16 protein-coding genes are annotated in these 15,361 nt (G+C 64.0%); 12 read left to right on the forward strand and 4 right to left on the reverse strand.

Going from position 1 to position 15,361, the window contains the following annotated elements:
- Positions 1–86: 86 nt before the first annotated feature.
- Genes V7S63_RS25970 through V7S63_RS26000 form a run of 7 tightly spaced genes read left to right on the forward strand, consistent with a single transcriptional unit; the run spans position 87 to position 6,878 of the window.
- Positions 87–1,445: an FAD-linked oxidase C-terminal domain-containing protein gene (locus V7S63_RS25970; protein WP_336532445.1), complete on the forward strand. Its 1,359-nt coding sequence runs from the start codon at positions 87–89 to the stop codon at positions 1,443–1,445.
- Positions 1,442–2,998, forward strand: a complete 1,557-nt coding sequence (locus tag V7S63_RS25975) for a sugar ABC transporter ATP-binding protein (RefSeq protein WP_336532407.1) — start codon at positions 1,442–1,444, stop codon at positions 2,996–2,998. Before V7S63_RS25970 ends, V7S63_RS25975 begins: the two co-directional genes overlap by 4 nt.
- The gene (locus V7S63_RS25980; protein WP_336532408.1) at positions 2,991–3,944 is read left to right on the forward strand and encodes an ABC transporter permease; all 954 of its coding nucleotides are present in this window, start codon (positions 2,991–2,993) and stop codon (positions 3,942–3,944) included. Before V7S63_RS25975 ends, V7S63_RS25980 begins: the two co-directional genes overlap by 8 nt.
- Entirely contained in the window at positions 3,941–4,915 is a 975-nt protein-coding gene (locus tag V7S63_RS25985; RefSeq protein WP_336532409.1) for an ABC transporter permease, read from the forward strand. Before V7S63_RS25980 ends, V7S63_RS25985 begins: the two co-directional genes overlap by 4 nt.
- A gap of 32 nt (positions 4,916–4,947) precedes the next feature.
- The gene (locus V7S63_RS25990; protein ID WP_336532410.1) at positions 4,948–5,934 is read left to right on the forward strand and encodes a sugar ABC transporter substrate-binding protein; all 987 of its coding nucleotides are present in this window, start codon (positions 4,948–4,950) and stop codon (positions 5,932–5,934) included.
- Positions 5,935–5,990: 56 nt separating this feature from the next.
- Positions 5,991–6,278 (forward strand): YciI family protein, encoded by a 288-nt coding sequence (locus V7S63_RS25995; RefSeq protein ID WP_336532411.1) that lies wholly within the window; start codon positions 5,991–5,993, stop codon positions 6,276–6,278.
- A 36-nt stretch (positions 6,279–6,314) separates the two neighbouring features.
- Complete coding sequence (locus V7S63_RS26000) at positions 6,315–6,878, forward strand: NADPH-dependent FMN reductase (protein WP_336532412.1); 564 nt, start codon at positions 6,315–6,317, stop codon at positions 6,876–6,878.
- 348 nt (positions 6,879–7,226) lie between these two features.
- On the opposite strand, the gene V7S63_RS26005 is transcribed toward V7S63_RS26000, so the two are convergent.
- Positions 7,227–7,742, reverse strand: a complete 516-nt coding sequence (locus V7S63_RS26005; protein ID WP_336532413.1) for a nuclear transport factor 2 family protein — start codon at positions 7,740–7,742, stop codon at positions 7,227–7,229.
- A gap of 14 nt (positions 7,743–7,756) precedes the next feature.
- Positions 7,757–8,509, reverse strand: coding sequence for an SDR family NAD(P)-dependent oxidoreductase (locus V7S63_RS26010; protein WP_336532414.1), 753 nt, complete (start codon positions 8,507–8,509; stop codon positions 7,757–7,759).
- A 116-nt stretch (positions 8,510–8,625) separates the two neighbouring features.
- Between V7S63_RS26010 and V7S63_RS26015 the strand changes: the two genes are divergently transcribed.
- Positions 8,626–9,534, forward strand: a complete 909-nt coding sequence (locus tag V7S63_RS26015; RefSeq protein ID WP_336532446.1) for a LysR family transcriptional regulator — start codon at positions 8,626–8,628, stop codon at positions 9,532–9,534.
- Positions 9,535–9,694: 160 nt separating this feature from the next.
- Here the strand turns inward: V7S63_RS26015 and V7S63_RS26020 are convergent, their stop codons facing one another.
- Positions 9,695–11,272 carry a methyl-accepting chemotaxis protein gene (locus V7S63_RS26020; protein ID WP_336532415.1) on the reverse strand — a complete coding sequence of 526 codons (1,578 nt, stop codon included), beginning with the start codon at positions 11,270–11,272 and terminating at the stop codon, positions 9,695–9,697.
- 645 nt (positions 11,273–11,917) lie between these two features.
- Here V7S63_RS26020 and V7S63_RS26025 point away from each other — a divergent pair.
- Complete coding sequence (locus V7S63_RS26025; protein WP_336532416.1) at positions 11,918–12,514, forward strand: MHYT domain-containing protein; 597 nt, start codon at positions 11,918–11,920, stop codon at positions 12,512–12,514.
- 255 nt (positions 12,515–12,769) lie between these two features.
- Positions 12,770–13,636 carry an NAD(P)H-binding protein gene (locus V7S63_RS26030; protein ID WP_336532417.1) on the forward strand — a complete coding sequence of 289 codons (867 nt, stop codon included), beginning with the start codon at positions 12,770–12,772 and terminating at the stop codon, positions 13,634–13,636.
- Positions 13,637–13,741: 105 nt separating this feature from the next.
- Here the strand turns inward: V7S63_RS26030 and V7S63_RS26035 are convergent, their stop codons facing one another.
- Positions 13,742–14,251 (reverse strand): YciE/YciF ferroxidase family protein, encoded by a 510-nt coding sequence (locus V7S63_RS26035; RefSeq protein ID WP_336532418.1) that lies wholly within the window; start codon positions 14,249–14,251, stop codon positions 13,742–13,744.
- Between the two features lie 153 nt (positions 14,252–14,404).
- Here V7S63_RS26035 and V7S63_RS26040 point away from each other — a divergent pair, with 153 nt between their 5' ends.
- The gene (locus tag V7S63_RS26040; protein ID WP_336532419.1) at positions 14,405–14,701 is read left to right on the forward strand and encodes a PepSY domain-containing protein; all 297 of its coding nucleotides are present in this window, start codon (positions 14,405–14,407) and stop codon (positions 14,699–14,701) included.
- Between the two features lie 36 nt (positions 14,702–14,737).
- Positions 14,738–15,301, forward strand: a complete 564-nt coding sequence (locus V7S63_RS26045; RefSeq protein ID WP_336532420.1) for a hypothetical protein — start codon at positions 14,738–14,740, stop codon at positions 15,299–15,301.
- The last annotated feature ends 60 nt before the right edge of the window (positions 15,302–15,361 follow it).

Here is a 15,361-nt window from a genome sequence, read left to right on the forward strand (position 1 = left end):
GGGCCATCGCGGAGGGAGAAGACATGTTGACCAGACCATCCCCGGATGGCGGCGCCACGGACACGGCTTTGACGCGGCTCGCGCCGATGCTCGGCTCACGCGTCAGCCGCGCCGCCGGTGTCCTCGCCGACCATGGCCGCAGCGAGGCCTATCACGCGGCCTCGCCGCCCGATCTCGTGGTGTTCCCGGAAACCACCGAGGAGGTGCGTGGCATCGTCACGATCTGCCGCGATCTCCGGCTGCCGGTCATTCCGTTTGGCGCCGGTACCTCGCTCGAGGGTAACGCCTCGGCACCGCTGGGCGGTGTCTGCCTCGACATGTCGCGCATGGACAAGGTGCTGGCGGCCAGCCCGGAGGACATGGATGTGCGCGTCCAGCCCGGTATCACGCGCAAGCAGCTCAACGCGCAATTGCGCGACACCGGCCTGTTCTTCCCGATCGATCCGGGCGCCGACGCCTCGATCGGCGGGATGGCCTCGACGCGCGCCTCGGGCACCATGGCCGTGCGCTACGGCACGATGAAGGACAATGTGCTGGCGCTCGAGGTGGTACTCGCCGATGGCCGCGTGATCCGCACGGCCCGGCGCGCCCGCAAATCCGCCGCCGGCTACGACATGACGCGCCTGCTCGTCGGCGCGGAGGGGACGCTCGGCGTCATCACCGAGGTGACGCTGAAGCTCCATCCCCAACCCGAGGCAATTTCCTCGGCCGTCTGCGCCTTCTCCAATCTGAAGGCTGCGGTCGACACGGCGATCGCGGTGATCCAGTCGGGCGTTCCGGTCGCGCGCATCGAGCTGCTCGATGCGGTGATGATGCGCGGCATCAACCTGCACGCCAAGCTTGGTCTGGCTGAAGCGCCGCATCTCTTCTTCGAGTTCCACGGCTCGAAGAGTTATGTCGCCGAGCAGGCAGAGACTGCGCAGGCGCTGGCCGGCGAGTTCGGCGGGCAGGATTTCGCCTGGGCGACCTCCCCGGAAGAGCGCAGCCGCCTCTGGCAGGCCCGCGACAACACGCTCTATGCCGGGCTCGCTCTGCGGCCGGGCGCGCGCGCTCTCGTCACCGATGTCTGCGTGCCGATCTCACGCCTGGCCGAATGCCTCGTCGCCACCGCCGCCGATATCGCTGAGAGCGACCTGATCGCCCCGGTCGTCGGCCATGTCGGCGACGGCAATTTCCACCTTCTCGTCCTGCACGATCCCGACAGCGCCGAGGAACTGGCGCGGGTGAAGGCGTTCAACGAGCGCCTCGTCCGGCGGGCGATCCAACTCGACGGCACCTGTACCGGCGAACACGGCGTCGGCTTCGGCAAGATGGATTTCCTCGCGCTGGAGCTGGGCGAGACCGTCGATGCGATGCGCCTGGTGAAGCAGGCGCTCGACCCGCTCGGAATCATGAACCCGGGCAAGATCTTCCGTACCGCGCCGGCCATGGGAGGCGTAGCATGACCGCGACGGCCGCAACCAAGCCCCGCCTCGACGCCGAGCCGCCGCCGCTGCGCTCGGTTGAGAGCAAGCCCCTTCTGGAGCTCAAGGGCATCGCGAAGTCCTTTCCCGGCGTGAAGGCGCTGGACGATGTCTCCTTCGCTGTCTGGCCGGGCGAGGTGCACATGCTCCTCGGCGAGAACGGAGCGGGCAAATCCTCGCTGATGAAGGTGCTCTGCGGCGCCTATCAGGCCGATGCCGGCGAATATTTTCACAAGGGCGAGAAGGTCGAGATCCGTAACCCCGCCGATGCCCGCAAGCTCGGCATTGCCGTGATCTTCCAGGAGTTCTCGCTCGTCCCCTATCTCGACGTGGCGCAGAACATCTTCCTCGGCCGCGAATTCCCCTCGCGCATTCCCGGGATCGTCGATCGCCGGCGGCTCTACCGCGAGGCGCAGGCCGTGCTCGACCTGATCGGCCTCGACATCGACCCCAGGACCAAGGTCCACACGCTCGGCGTCGCCCAGCAGCAGATGGTGGAGATCGGCAAGGCCCTGTCGCAGAACGCGCGCATCCTTGTCATGGACGAGCCGACCGCCGCGCTCTCCGACCGCGAGACCGAGCGCCTCTTCGAGGTGATGCGCCAGCTCCAGGCCAAGGGCGTGGCCATCGTCTACATCTCGCACCGGATGGCGGAGGTGTTCGCGCTCGGCGACCGCATCACCGTGCTGCGCGACGGCAAGCTCGTCGGCCGGGCGCGGCCGGGGCAGACCACGCCGGACGAGCTCGTGCGCATGATGGTCGGCCGCACCGTCGATATGAGCTATCCGCGCAATTTCGCGGAGACGCCCGGCGAGATCGCGCTGGAGGTCAAAGGCCTCTCGTCGAAGAACGGCATCCGCGACATCGACCTCACCGTACGCGCCGGCGAGATCGTCGGCCTCTGCGGCCTCGTCGGCTCCGGCCGAAGCGAGGTCGCGCGCGCCATCTTCGGTGCCGACGAGGTCACCGCCGGCGAGATCAGCATCTTCGGAAAGCCCAGGCGGGGAGGGCCGGACGCCGCGACCATGGCCGGCGTCGGCCTGATCCCGGAAAGCCGCAAGACCGAAGGTCTCGCGCTGATCCGCACGGTCGCCGACAACCTCGCCGTCGCCGGCCTGCCCAAGCTCTTCCCGAACAAGCTGTTCTCGCCCGCTCAGGCGAGGCGCTCGGCCGAGGAGCTGATCAAGCGGTTGCGGATCGTGACGCCGTCGCCGAACCAGAGCGTCGCGCTGCTTTCCGGCGGCAACCAGCAGAAGGTGGTGATCGGCAAATGGCTCGCCGCCGGCACGCGGCTGTTCATCTTCGACGAGCCGACACGCGGCATCGATGTCGGCGCCAAATCCGAGATCTTCGCGCTGATCGACCAGCTCGTCGCCGATGGCGCCGCGGTGCTGATGATCTCCTCCGAGCAGGCCGAGATCGTCCATGTCTGCGACCGCGCCTATGTCATGCGCGGCAAGCGCATCGTCGGCGAACTCTCCCGCTCCGAACTCTCCGAAGAGAACATCGTCCGAATGGGGATGCACCATGACTGATCAGGCGATCTCCTCTCCTTCGCTGCGCCTCCCGGCCGTGCCGGGTGTGGCCGTCGCGCTGGCCGGGCTCTCGCTGCTCTTTGCGTTGGCGAGCCCCGGTTTCCTCACCGCCGGCAACCTCTCCAATGTGCTGGTGCAGTCGGTCATCCTGCTGCTGCTCGCCCTGCCGATGACGCTGATCATCATGACCGAGGGGCTCGACCTCTCGATGGGCGCGGTACTGACGCTGGCCTCGCTGGTGCTGGCGCTGATCGTGGTGGCGACGCAGTCGCTGGCGCTCGGTCTCATCGGCGCGCTCGCGGTCGGGCTCGCCTTCGGCCTCATCAATGGCTGGCTGATTGCGGGCTTGTCGATCCCGCCTTTCGTCGCGACGCTGGGCACGCTCGGCGCGGCGCAAGGGCTCGCGCTCGTGGTCAGCGACGGCCAGAGCGTCGTCGGCATCCCGCGCTTCGTTCGACTGGTCTATTCCGGCGAGACCTTCGGCATTCCGACGCCGATCCTGATCGGTGCCGGCTTCTACGCGCTCTTCCACGTCCTGCTCTACCACACCCGCTTCGGCGCCTATGTCTGCGCGCTCGGTGGCAACCGCGATGCGCTGACGCTCGCCGGCGTCGCCTGGAAGCGCTTGCTCGTCGCGGTCTACATGCTCGGCGGCGCGATGGCGGGGGTCGCGGCCCTGCTGATGACCGCCCGCATCAATGCCGGCCACCCGACAGCGGCGATCGGCCTGGAGTTCGACGCCATCGCCGCGGTGGCGCTGGGCGGAACCTCCTTCGACAAGGGCAATGGCTGGCTCTTCGGCACGCTGCTCGGCGTGCTCACCGTCGGCGTGCTGCGCAACGGCCTCAACCTGATGGCCGTTCCCTCCTCCGTCCAGGTCGCCTGCATCGGCGCCCTCGTCATCGCCGCCCTTCTCGTCGACAGCCTACGGAGCACAAAGTCATGAGCATCGCCAGCGACGCCGCTTCCCGACCGGCCGGCCTCCATCTTTCGCGCGAGACGCAGCAGCTCACCTATCGCCTGCTCGCGGTGGCGCTGCTTTGCCTTGCCCTGAGCGTCGCGACCGAGGCCTTCTTCACCGCCAACAACATCCTCAACGTGCTCCGGCAGGCGAGCCTGCTGTTCTTCCTGGCGTCAGGGCTGACGCTAGTGATCCTGACCGGCGGCCTCGACCTCTCGGTCGGCGCCAATATCGGCCTTTCAGCCTGCTTCGCGGCGACGGTGATCAAGGCGACCGGCTCGCCGGTGCTCGGGACGCTGACGGGGCTCGCTACTGGGCTCGCCATCGGCATCTGCAACGGGCTGATGGTGGCCAAGCTACGCATCCCGTCCTTCATCGCCACCTACGGCATGCTCTGGGTGCTGCACGGCATCACCTATTACTACATGGCCGGCGAGACTATCCATGGCTTCCCGCCCGGCTTCCGCCAGATCGGCTCGGGCTATTTCCTCGGCGTGCCGATCCCGGTCTATCTGATGCTGGCCTTCCTGCTGGCCGGCACGATCTTCGCCCAGCGCACGATCTGGGGGCAGCAGATCTACGCCATCGGCGCCAATCCGGTCGCGGCCCGCCTCACCGGCATCCCGGTCGATCGTCGCCTGATCCTGGTCTACGCCTTCTCCGGCGCCATGGCGGGCGTCGCCTCGATCGTCTTTCTCGCCCGGCTGAACTCGGCCGAGGGCGACATCGGCGAGGCGATGACACTGCCGGCCATCGCGGCGGCGCTGATCGGCGGAGCCTCGCTGTTCGGCGGCGTCGGCAGCGTCTTCGGCACCTTCATCGGCGCGTTGATCCTGACGCTGGTGCTGAACGGCATGAACCTGCTCGCCGTCAACGCCAACTGGCAGCCGCTGGTGACGGGGCTGATCGTCATACTCGCCGTCTGGTTCGACATGGTCGGCCGCCGGCGCACCTGAACCAAGCAACGAAACCAAGGGAGGGAAGAACCATGTCCAAAGCGAAATTGAACGCGAAGCTTTTCGTCGCTGCGCTGCCTGCGATCCTGATCTCCACCGGCGCGCTCGCCGCCGGCGAGACGATCGCGGTCTTCACCAAGAATCAGACCAACCCCTATTTCCAGACGGTGCGGGTTGGCGCCGAGGTCGCGGCGAAATCGCTCGGCGCCAAGGCGGTGCACTATATCCCGACCAAGCCGGATTCGATCCCCGAGCAGCTCAGCCAGGTCGAGGACGTCATCGTCAAGAAGCCGAGCGCCATCGTCTTCGTCCCCGTCGACTACAAGGCGATGGTGCCGGGCGTCGAGCAGATCAACGATGCCAAGATCCCGATCGTCAACGTCACCGACCGCAGCGCCGGCGGCAAGTTCCTCGCCTTCGTCGGGGCTGACGACTACAGCCTCGGCCTGGAGACGGCACGCTTCCTGCTCAAGGAGATCGGCGGCAAGGGCAATGTCGTCATCCTCGAGGGCGTCAAGGGCTCGCTGACCAATATCGACCGGGTGCGCGGCTTCAACGACGCGATCAAGGAGTTCAAGGACGTCAAGCTGCTCGCCAGCCAGCCGGCCAACTACCAGCGCCTGCAGGGCCTCCAGGTCATGGAGAACCTGATGCAGTCCCATCCGCAGATCGACGGCGTGCTGGCCGCCAATGACGCGATGGCGATCGGCGTGATCGAGGCCCTCGACGGCGCCAACCGCAAGGCCAAGGTCGTCGGCATCAACGGTACCAAGGAGGCGGTCGACGCCATCAAGGCCGGCAAGCTGCTCGCCTCGGGCGATTATAACGGCTTCCTGCAAGGCTGCATCGGCACGCTGGTCGCGATCCGGGCCTTGCGCAACGAGCCTATCGTTACCGAGGTGGTGCTGAAGCCGACCGTGGTGAACGCCTCGAACTTCCAGCCCTATGACAGCCCGCTGGAATCGCGCAGCTGCCCAAGCTGGAGCGAGGCGGCGGCCCTGGCCAGCAAGCCAAACTGAATCCCAGCCATCGCGGCGGCCGGGGAGTCATCCCGGCCGCGATAGGAGCCCATCGCATGCTGTTCGTGATCCACGCCCTCGACAAGCCGGGCGGGCTCGACGCCCGCCTCGCCAACTACGACGCACACAAAGCCTTTCTCTCAGATACCTCCGCGCTGAATGTGAAGATCGTGATGTCCGGCCCCCTGGTCGCCGAGGACGGCTCGACCATGATCGGCAGCCTCTTCCTCGTGGAGGCTGTGGACCTTGCAACCGTGGAGCGCTTCAATGCCGCCGATCCGTTCCACACCGCCGGCATCTGGGAGCGCATCGCGATCACCGGCTTCATCAGGCGCCAGGGCTGAGTCCGACATCCGACCGAGCGTTTCAGGAGAGAAGACATGACGAAAGACAGCCGCCCGATCCGGGTCGTGGGGATTTCGGGCAGCCTGCGGGCCGGGTCCTACAACACCGCGGCGCTGAGGGCTGCCATCGCGCTGGCGCCGGAGGGAATGACGATCGACGTTGCCGAGATCGGCGACCTGCCGCTCTACAATGACGATGTCCGCATCGCCGGCTACCCGCCTCAGGCTCAGCGCTTTCGCGACCAGCTTGCTGCCGCTGATGCGATACTGTTCGTGACGCCGGAGTACAATTACTCGATTCCGGGCGTGCTCAAGAACGCGATCGACTGGGCCTCGCGCCCACCGAGCCAGCCTTTCGACAACAAGCCCGTGGCGATCATGGGGGCGAGCGGCGGCATCTTCGGCACGGCAAGGGCGCAATATCAGTTGCGGCAGATGCTGATCTTCCTCAACGCCTTCCCGCTCAACAAACCGGAGGTGATGATCGGCGCCGCTCAAACCAAGTTCGACGAGGCCGGCAAGCTCACCGATGAGGCGACCGCCGGCTTCATTCGCCAGCTCCTGGAAGCGCTGCGCGACTGGCGAGACCGGCTCGGCTAGGCTTCCGCCTCACCCCCCTTGCCGAACCGCCGGCGACTTGTCGGCAAGGGTGTGAGAGCCGACATCTTGCTCCAGAACCGCTTGCGTCCGCTTTCGGGCAAGGCGCGAAGGTCGGCTTCTGGCGCTGAGTGCTAGCGAGATCCTAGCGGCATTGGCATTTGCCGGCGAGGTTTGGATGCGGTGTTCACACCCGGTATCATTGCAGAAGCTGCAGCGAATGCTGGCTGACAAAAGAGACCAAAGCAGTCCGTCATTCCCCTGGAAGGAATGACGGACGATTGTACAGGTTACGATCGTCGTCCCCTACATCCGAGACGCTGCGCCCGCGGATTTCTGATTGGAGTTCGCTCATCCGCGCTTCAGCGCAGCACCCAGGTTTTCGAGAACACCGAGCTGCTGAAGGATGACCGACGGCAGGTTGTAGCAATGGAAGGAGGTGACCTTGCCGTCTTTCAGGTGGAACACGTCGCAGCACGGCGCATCCATCCTCTCGCCGGTTGCGGGCAAGATCCCGTCGGCCATGTAGAAATCGCCCTTATGCGTGCCCTGCAGGGCCAACTCCACGATCACCACGTCGTCTTTGACGTAGATGTCGTACAGTTCGCGATGCATGTCGGGAAACGCCGCGACCATCGCGTCGACGGGCAGGCCGATCTCCTTGCCATAGTATTTCCTGCCGCCCGGCACGTCGTAGAAATAGCCGTCCTCGGCGAACAGCGAGATGAACTTGTCCGTGTCCTTGGACGAAGCCTCTGCAAGGGCATACAGGCTGCGGATGATGTCTTCATTGGTCAGCATCACTGGAAACACCTGTTGAATCTGGTCTGTGAAGGGAAAGGGCTGCCGCCGGCTGCGGTCATCCAATGATGGTCTGCAACTCAGATCTGAACCTGGCCACCATCGACGAAGAGCTCGATGCCGTTGACAAAGCTCGCTTCATCTGAAGCAAGGAACAGAACGGCCTTCGCGATTTCCTCGGGCTGCCCGACCCTGCCCGCAGGTATCAGGCTGGCGAGATAATCCTTGGTGCCCTTCGCCTGCTCGCCACCACCGAAGAGCTCGTCGAGCCCTGCCGTATCGGTCACGCCGGGGCTAATCGCGTTGACGCGGATGTGCCGATCCTTGAGATCCAGAATCCAGTTCCGGGCGAAGTTGCGTACCGCGGCCTTGGTGGCGGAATAGACGCTGAAGGCCGGCGTGCCGGAAATGCTGGTGGTCGAGCTGGTCAGGATAACCGAAGCCCCGTCCTTCAGTAGCGGCAGCGCCTTCTGGACGGTGAAGAGCACACCCTTCACATTGGTGTCGAAGGTGCGCTGGTAATGCTCCTCGGTGATCGCGCCGAGAGGCGCCATTTCGCCACCGCCCGCATTGGCGAAGACCACGTCGATCTGCGCGTGCTTCTGCTGGATGGCATCGTAAAGCCGATCGATGTCGGCGAGCATCGACATGTCACCGCGGACGCCGGTGACCTTGCCGCCGATCTGCTTCACCGCGGCGTCGAGCGCGTCCTGCCGGCGGCCGGTGATGAACACCGATGCGCCCTCGGTGGCGAAAGCTTTCGCCGTTGCGAGTCCGATGCCGCTCGTCCCGCCCGTCACCACCACGACCTTGTCGTCGAACTTGCTCGTCATTGTTCGTCTCCTTGAAACCAAGCGACGAAGCGCCGCCGCCCGTTTCAAATGGGACAAGAACGATGATGCGTGTAGTCGCCGAATATGGCACTCATCGTTCCACAGACGGAACGATGATGAAGATCGACTTGAACGACTACGCCTATTTCGCCGAGGTCGTGGCTCACGGTGGCTTCGCCCCGGCCGGCCGGGCTCTGCGCGAACCCAAATCGAAGCTCAGCCGGCGCATTGCAGCGCTGGAGGAGCGGCTCGGGCTGCGGCTGATCGAACGATCGAGCCGGCGCTTCCGCGTGACCGATACGGGCCTTGCCTTTTACGATCGCTGCCGGGCGATCATGGCGGAGGCGGAGCAGGCCGAAGCGCTGGTCATGCAGGCTCAGTCGGAACCGCATGGCCGCATCCGCTTCAGCTGTCCCACCGGCATGTTGGAGCCGATCTCGGGCCTGATATCATCCTTCCTGGCCAAATATCCCAAGGTGCGTCTGCAACTCGCTGCGACTGACCGGCCCGTCGATCTGATCGCGGAGCGGATCGATCTGGCGCTGCGGGTTCGCGCGGCCCTGACGAGCGACGCCGCCCTGACGATGCGCACGCTCGGGCTCTCGACACGCATTCTCGTCGCCGCGCCACGGCTCGCGAGCCAGGTGGCCGACGTTGCGCAGCTGGCCGCGCTGCCCACCCTCGCGACCAGTGACGATGCAGACGATCTGGAATGGCAGCTGGAATCTGAAGACGGCGGCACTCGCGCCGTCCGTATCACGCCACGGATGGGTTGCGCTGATATGATGGCGGTTCGCCAGGCCGCTATCGACGGGCTGGGCGTCGCGATCCTGCCTGATCATGTCTGCCGTGAGGCGCTTTCCGACGGGCGTCTCGTCCGCGTACTGCCAGCGTGGCACGGGCTCAAAGGCATCGTGCATTTGGTCTTCACGACCCGGCGCGGTCTGCCACCGGCGGTCCGGGCGTTGATCGATCATCTCGCCGCTGGGTTTCAGAGAGAGTTGGCCACGAAGGCAACAATGTAAGGCTCGCGTTACGCGGCGCCAGGCAAACACTCCGTCATGCGCAAGACCCAAGCTCGGTTGGGTCGGCTTTCGGGCAGTACGCTAGAGTCCGCTTGTGGCGCTAGGCTGACAGCCGGGTTGGTTGGCGAGAACTGTCCGCCAATGGCGCAAGCCGACCAGCCTAGCTTGCCATCTGGCCTGAAAAGCGGATCACGGTTTGCCCAAGACGCGTGACCTCCCCATCGACCACCGCTGCGGCATCCGCGATCTCTTCGCCACTGCTCAATGTGCGTTCCGCATCGAAAGCCACTTGCTTCATCGCGCCAGTTGCCTCCTCGGCCTGAGCGATCGCGCGTGCCAACAGCGATGCAATCGTGTCTATTGTGCTGGCTTGTTCGTCGACGGCGCGTACGATCCCACTGGTCGCGTTGACTATCGCTTCCGTCGACTGACCGATATTCCGCATGGCGGCCAGAGACCGTTCTGTGGCGGTTCGCACCTCCCCGATCCTAGCTCCGATTACTTGCGTTGCGATCGCAGTGCGGGCGGCCAGATCCTTCACCTCTCCTGCAACGACCGCAAAGCCTCGCCCGGCAGCGCCGGCTCGGGCTGCCTCTATTGTGGCGTTGAGGGCGAGTAGATTAGTTTGCGTGGCAATACCCCGGATCACCTCCGAGACCTCGCCGATGTCGCGAACCGCATCGGTGAGCTCGGCGCGGATGGCAATGGCCGCTTCGATATCCGCCGCCGCGGCGCCGACAAGGTCGCTCGTTGTGTCGGTTTCCCGACGAATCTGCCCGACACTATCTGTGAGCCGGCGGGAGCAAATCTCGACCGACAAGATATCGTCGCTGGCGTAAGCAACTCGCGAGACGGCTCTGGTCAGAGAACTATGCGTCGCACCTGCAATGGTACGCAGCATTATCGCTGCCTCGGTCATGCGTTCCGCCGAGTTCATGAAGGTGTTCATGATGTCGCCTACCTCATCGCGGAAGCCGCGCGCCTGTGCTTCGGCCGCCTCCCTGCGGTCCTCCTCGCGGGCAGCGCGTGAAAGCGCCTCTTCCCGTAGTCTGGAAGCAACAAGCGCGGAACGGATACGGTCAATATAAAGTCGCGCAAAAGCGCGCAACGACACCAAAAGTATGATGCTGTAAATAATTAGCAGCGCGAGGTTGCTTATTGCCTGATTGAGCGGTGTATAGATGACCTGAGCTAGGCGGCCGATCATTATCATGCCTGAAAAGGTCAGTGCAGCGGCCGGCATGCTCGCCATGGTAAAGATACCCGCGAAGATCAATCCAGCCAGGATCGTTGCAACGAGCGTTTCCATTTCCGGCACGAGGGACGGATTAAGCCAGAGCCCAGCGATGAGCCACGGCAAAGCCAGTATGGCGGAGTCAACTATCGTGCGCCGTGTGAAACGCTCTGAGGGCGGTTCCGCACGCTGGCGTGTCTCAAGCGCTCGAGTTCGGCGCAAGCCGGCAATGCCGATTACAACGACGCAAGTGAACCAACCGACCGCTGCTAGAACCCAGCCGTGCCAAATCGCTACCGCCGCCGTGACTACGGCGGCCGCGATGTTGGAGATGAGAACAGGTGGCAAGATTGCCGAGAAAACTTCAGACTGCAGGCGCCGCAGCAATCCCGCCTCGGTTTCGTCGAGGTCTGGCAGGCCGAGTTTTTGGCCAATCCACAGATGGTAACGCTGCAATAGGACGCCCAGCCGCCCCTTATCGCTGGCGCCGTTGCGCGCCGTCATTGTTTCGATCCACGCCTCCACCAGCCCCCGGAAAATTGGTCGCATGCAGAAGTTAAAGTTTTGTCGTTGATGTGACCTGAATGAGTGGCCGAGGCGGGCCGCCGGGTGCCCTGCCTCGGGAGCGCGCACACCTAAGCGATGCCAACACAAATATTCGCTTCTTGGCCAGGCGTCACGCAGGAGTTGGCGCATTGCCGAGCCAGTCGGTAGACCTGCAATGCTGTCGCCGTCAGGGTCTCCTCTGAGGGCGTTTGATCCACAAGAAAAACGGTTTCTGATTTTCTGGTAAATCTCAAACTCAGCATGAAGTTACCGGTAAATATCTTGTACGTTTTCCTGCAATATTTCATTGATCAACAACTTTTAGCTGCGCTGTGATACCGCATCGTCAAGCTTCAAATCGAGCCGAAAGGCCGGGCGCCGATTCTTGGGGTCAACTGCTTTAACGGCAAGGCTGCGCATGTTCATCCGGATTTTGGATTGCATACGAACGGACCATGATCCCCAACTCGTTCTTCTGGCGGTTCTCGTCTCGCTCATATCTGGATTCACCGTTTGTGCGATTCTCAACCACGCCCGCGCGCAACAAGGCGGACCGCGGCACGGCTGGTCGCTCATAGCTGCTTGCGTGGCTGGCGGCGGGATATGGTCCACCCATTTTTCGCGATGCTCGGCTTTGCTCCCGCGAGTGCCGTCAGCTACGATATCACGTTGACGGTTACCTCCGCGCTACTGAGCGTCGTGATCGCCGGCAGCGCAATGCCCCTCTTGATGTCAACGGCTCTCCCATGCGCACTCGTCGGCGCTATCGTACTCAGCGCGGCTATTGCTGCCATGCACTTCACCGGCATGCGAGCACTGGTGTTCGCGGGTACGTTCGCTTGGGAACCTGCTCTGGTCGCGCTCTCCGTGAGCTCCGCTGTCCTGCTGCTCAGCGCCGCCATCTTCATAGAACATCTCGCCAACAGGCGTCGGCACAGATTGATCGCCGCAACGCTATTTGGCGCGGCCGTTTGCTGCCTCCATTTCACTGCGATGGCAGCCGCCGTTGTGAAGACGGATCCGACGCTCGCTGTTTCGGAGGTGTCAGCGAAGTTCCAATTCGATGTGGGCAAGCTGTGCATTCCAGATTGCCTCCTTTTGGTGGAACAGGGGCTCGCGGGAAATGTTGCGCTCAGACATCGCGCAGCTCGCCGAAGACGCACAGGACCACGTAAGGCAAACCTCGCCATTAGCTTCTGAAAGTGGAGGGACGGTTAGCTAAGCGTCGGTTTCGGTCGCCATTGCGCGGGCAAAATGGGTCCGCTTTCGGGCAGGGAGCTGGAGTCCGCTTATGGCGCAGCGCGGTAAGCGACACTCAAGCGCCCTGGGAACGATCGTGGCAAGTTCAGCTGGCGCAGACCGCGGCTAGCTGCGGTTAACGACGTTTAAGCGTACCTTTTGCCGGAACCATGCCGCTGCCCAGCCCGTTCCTTAGGGAGAATCAGGAGGCTGTCTATGTTCGTGGTGATGGGCGCGAGCGGTCATCTTGGCTCGGTCATAGTAGAGGGCCTGCTTGTTAAAAAGAAAGCTGTCCTCGCTCTTCTCCATTCGCCGGAGAAGGCGGCCGGGCTGGAGAGCAAGGGAGCGAAGACCTTTGTCGTCGACGCACGCGATCCCGGCGCCCTGAGAGCCGCATTCAAGCGCGGTCGCCGGGCTTTCCTGCTCAACCCTCCAGCTGCGCCCTCGACGGACACAGACGCCGAGGAGACCTACACCGTTCGAGCCATCCTGCAGGCGCTCGACGGTTCGGGACTGGAGAAAGTTGTCGCGGCTTCGACAATGGGCGCCGCTGCGGGTCCCGCGCTCCTGCCTCGCACCGGAGATTCAAGCGTGCTGTACGAATTCGAGCAGGGGCTCTTCTCGCTGCCGATTCCCACCTCGATCAACCGTGGCGCCTATTACCTGTCGAACTTCGCGATGCAGATTGGCCAGATGCGCGAGACAGGCGAACTCCGAACGATGTTCCCGGCAGACTTTCGACTGCCGATGGTGGCGCCCGACGATCTTGGCGAGGTCGCTGTGCGTCGCCTGACTTCAGGCTTTGACGATGTCGGCATCGTATCGATCGAAGGCCCGACACGCCCGACGTTCAGTGATGTCGCTGATGCCTTCGCCGAAGCGCTCAGGGCCGAAGTCCGCGCCGTGACCACGCCGCGCGATCGTTGGGTAGAAGCCTTCAGGTCACAAGGTTTTTCCGAGCCCGCTGCCGATGCTTATGCTCGCATGACGGCAATGGCCATTGACGGACCGGTGACGCCCGAAAGCGAAACAGAGAAGGGTCCGACCTCGTTGAAGGCGTATATCCGGTCCCTCGTCGAATAGCAGTAAGGTTTCGGCGTTCGAGGCTGACTGTTCCTCCGCAGAACGTCCGCTTGTCGGCACAAGCCCGCCGAGTTGACACTCGACGGGCTCTTCGCTGCATGGCAATCAGGCGGTCTTGGCCTTTGCCACCGCCGCGGAATTGGTCGACGTGCTGATCTTGGTCAGCAGATGGTCCGTCTTGGTCTCTTCCGTCAGCGTGGCCTCTAGGAGCGTCACCGCCTCCTTGTGGCCGAGCTGCTGTGCCCAGGCCTTAAGGGTGCCGTATCGAGTCATCTCGTAGTGCTCGACCGCCTGCGCCGAGGCGACCAGACCGGCGTCGAGGGCCGGGCTGTCGGCGTAATCCTCCATGACCGCCTTGCCTTCCTCCAGAATGCCGAGGATGGCGTCGCAGGTCTTGCCACGGGGCGCCTTGCCGATCGCCTCGAAGATGTCGCCGAGACGCTCGATATGGCCCTCGGTTTCGGTACGGTGGGTCTCGAAGGCCTTCTTCAGTTCGGGCGACCTGGCCGCCTTGGCCATCTTCGGCAGGGCCTTCAGGATTTGCTTCTCGGCGTAATAGACGTCCTTGAGCATGTCGTGGAACATGTCGTCGAGGACTTTGGGTTCGGTCGCCATGGTGCTTCTCCTAGTGGCTGACTGGAATATCCGGTCAACGAGGGAGAACCGTTCCTGTTCCTCACGCATCCGTGATTTGGAATGGAACTAACTTAGGCAACTCGCCGTTTTCCTGGGCATCGCGGCACAGCCGCAATCCATCGGGAGACCACCATGAAAAAGCTGATCATAGCTTCCCTGATCGCCACGGCGACCTCCTGCGGCGCCATGGCCCAGACGTCCACTACGTCGCCGGCCCCGACGCCTGCCCCTGCCGACGCGAACGCCCCGCTGCCAGGCGCCAACAGCTTCACCGAAGGCCAAGCCAAGAGCCGGCTCGAAGCCAACGGCTACACCAACGTCACGGACCTGAAGAAGGACGACAACGGCGTCTGGAAGGGCAAGGCCACCAACGCCGGCGCCCAGGTCAACGTCTCGGTCGATTACCGCGGCAACATCACCCGCAACTGATTGAGGTCCCTCTCACCACGACCTTTGGAGACCAACATGACCCGCACGATCACCCGTTCCTACGGCGACTACGAAACCGCCCGCTCGGTTGTCGAGAGGCTTGAGGAAGCCGGAATTTCAAGCAGCAACGTCAGCATCGTCGGCCGCAACGGCGACGGCGAGACCAACGCCGAGGAAGGCGCCGGGATCGGCGCGGGCGTCGGTGGCGCAGCCGGCCTGCTTGCCGGTCTGGGCATGCTGGCCATTCCGGGCATCGGCCCGGTCGTCGCGGCAGGCTGGCTAGCATCGACAGCTGCCGGCGCAGTCGCCGGCGCAGCGGCTGGCGGCCTGGTCGGCTCCTTCGTCAAGGAGGGCCATGACGAGGACGAGGCCCACTACTACGCCGAGACGGTTCGGCGCGGCGGATCGGTGGTCTCGGTTCGCGCCGAGCCCACGCAGGAGGCGGCGGTGGAGGCCATCCTCGACGGTGCGACACCGCTCGATCGCGCCGAGCGCACGGCGCAGTATCGTCAGGAAGGTTGGACCCGCTTCGACGAGAACGCGGATCCCTACGATCGCCAGGCGACCGCTTCCGGCCGCATGACGCCGCCAGTCGTCTGACCTACCACGCCTACGAACACCCAGGCCTCCGGAGAAATCCGGGGGCCTTTTGCCGCGGCA

The organism is Allobosea sp. CCNWLY174 (assembly GCF_037120455.1).
Taxonomy (GTDB): domain Bacteria; phylum Pseudomonadota; class Alphaproteobacteria; order Rhizobiales; family Beijerinckiaceae; genus Allobosea; species Allobosea lupini.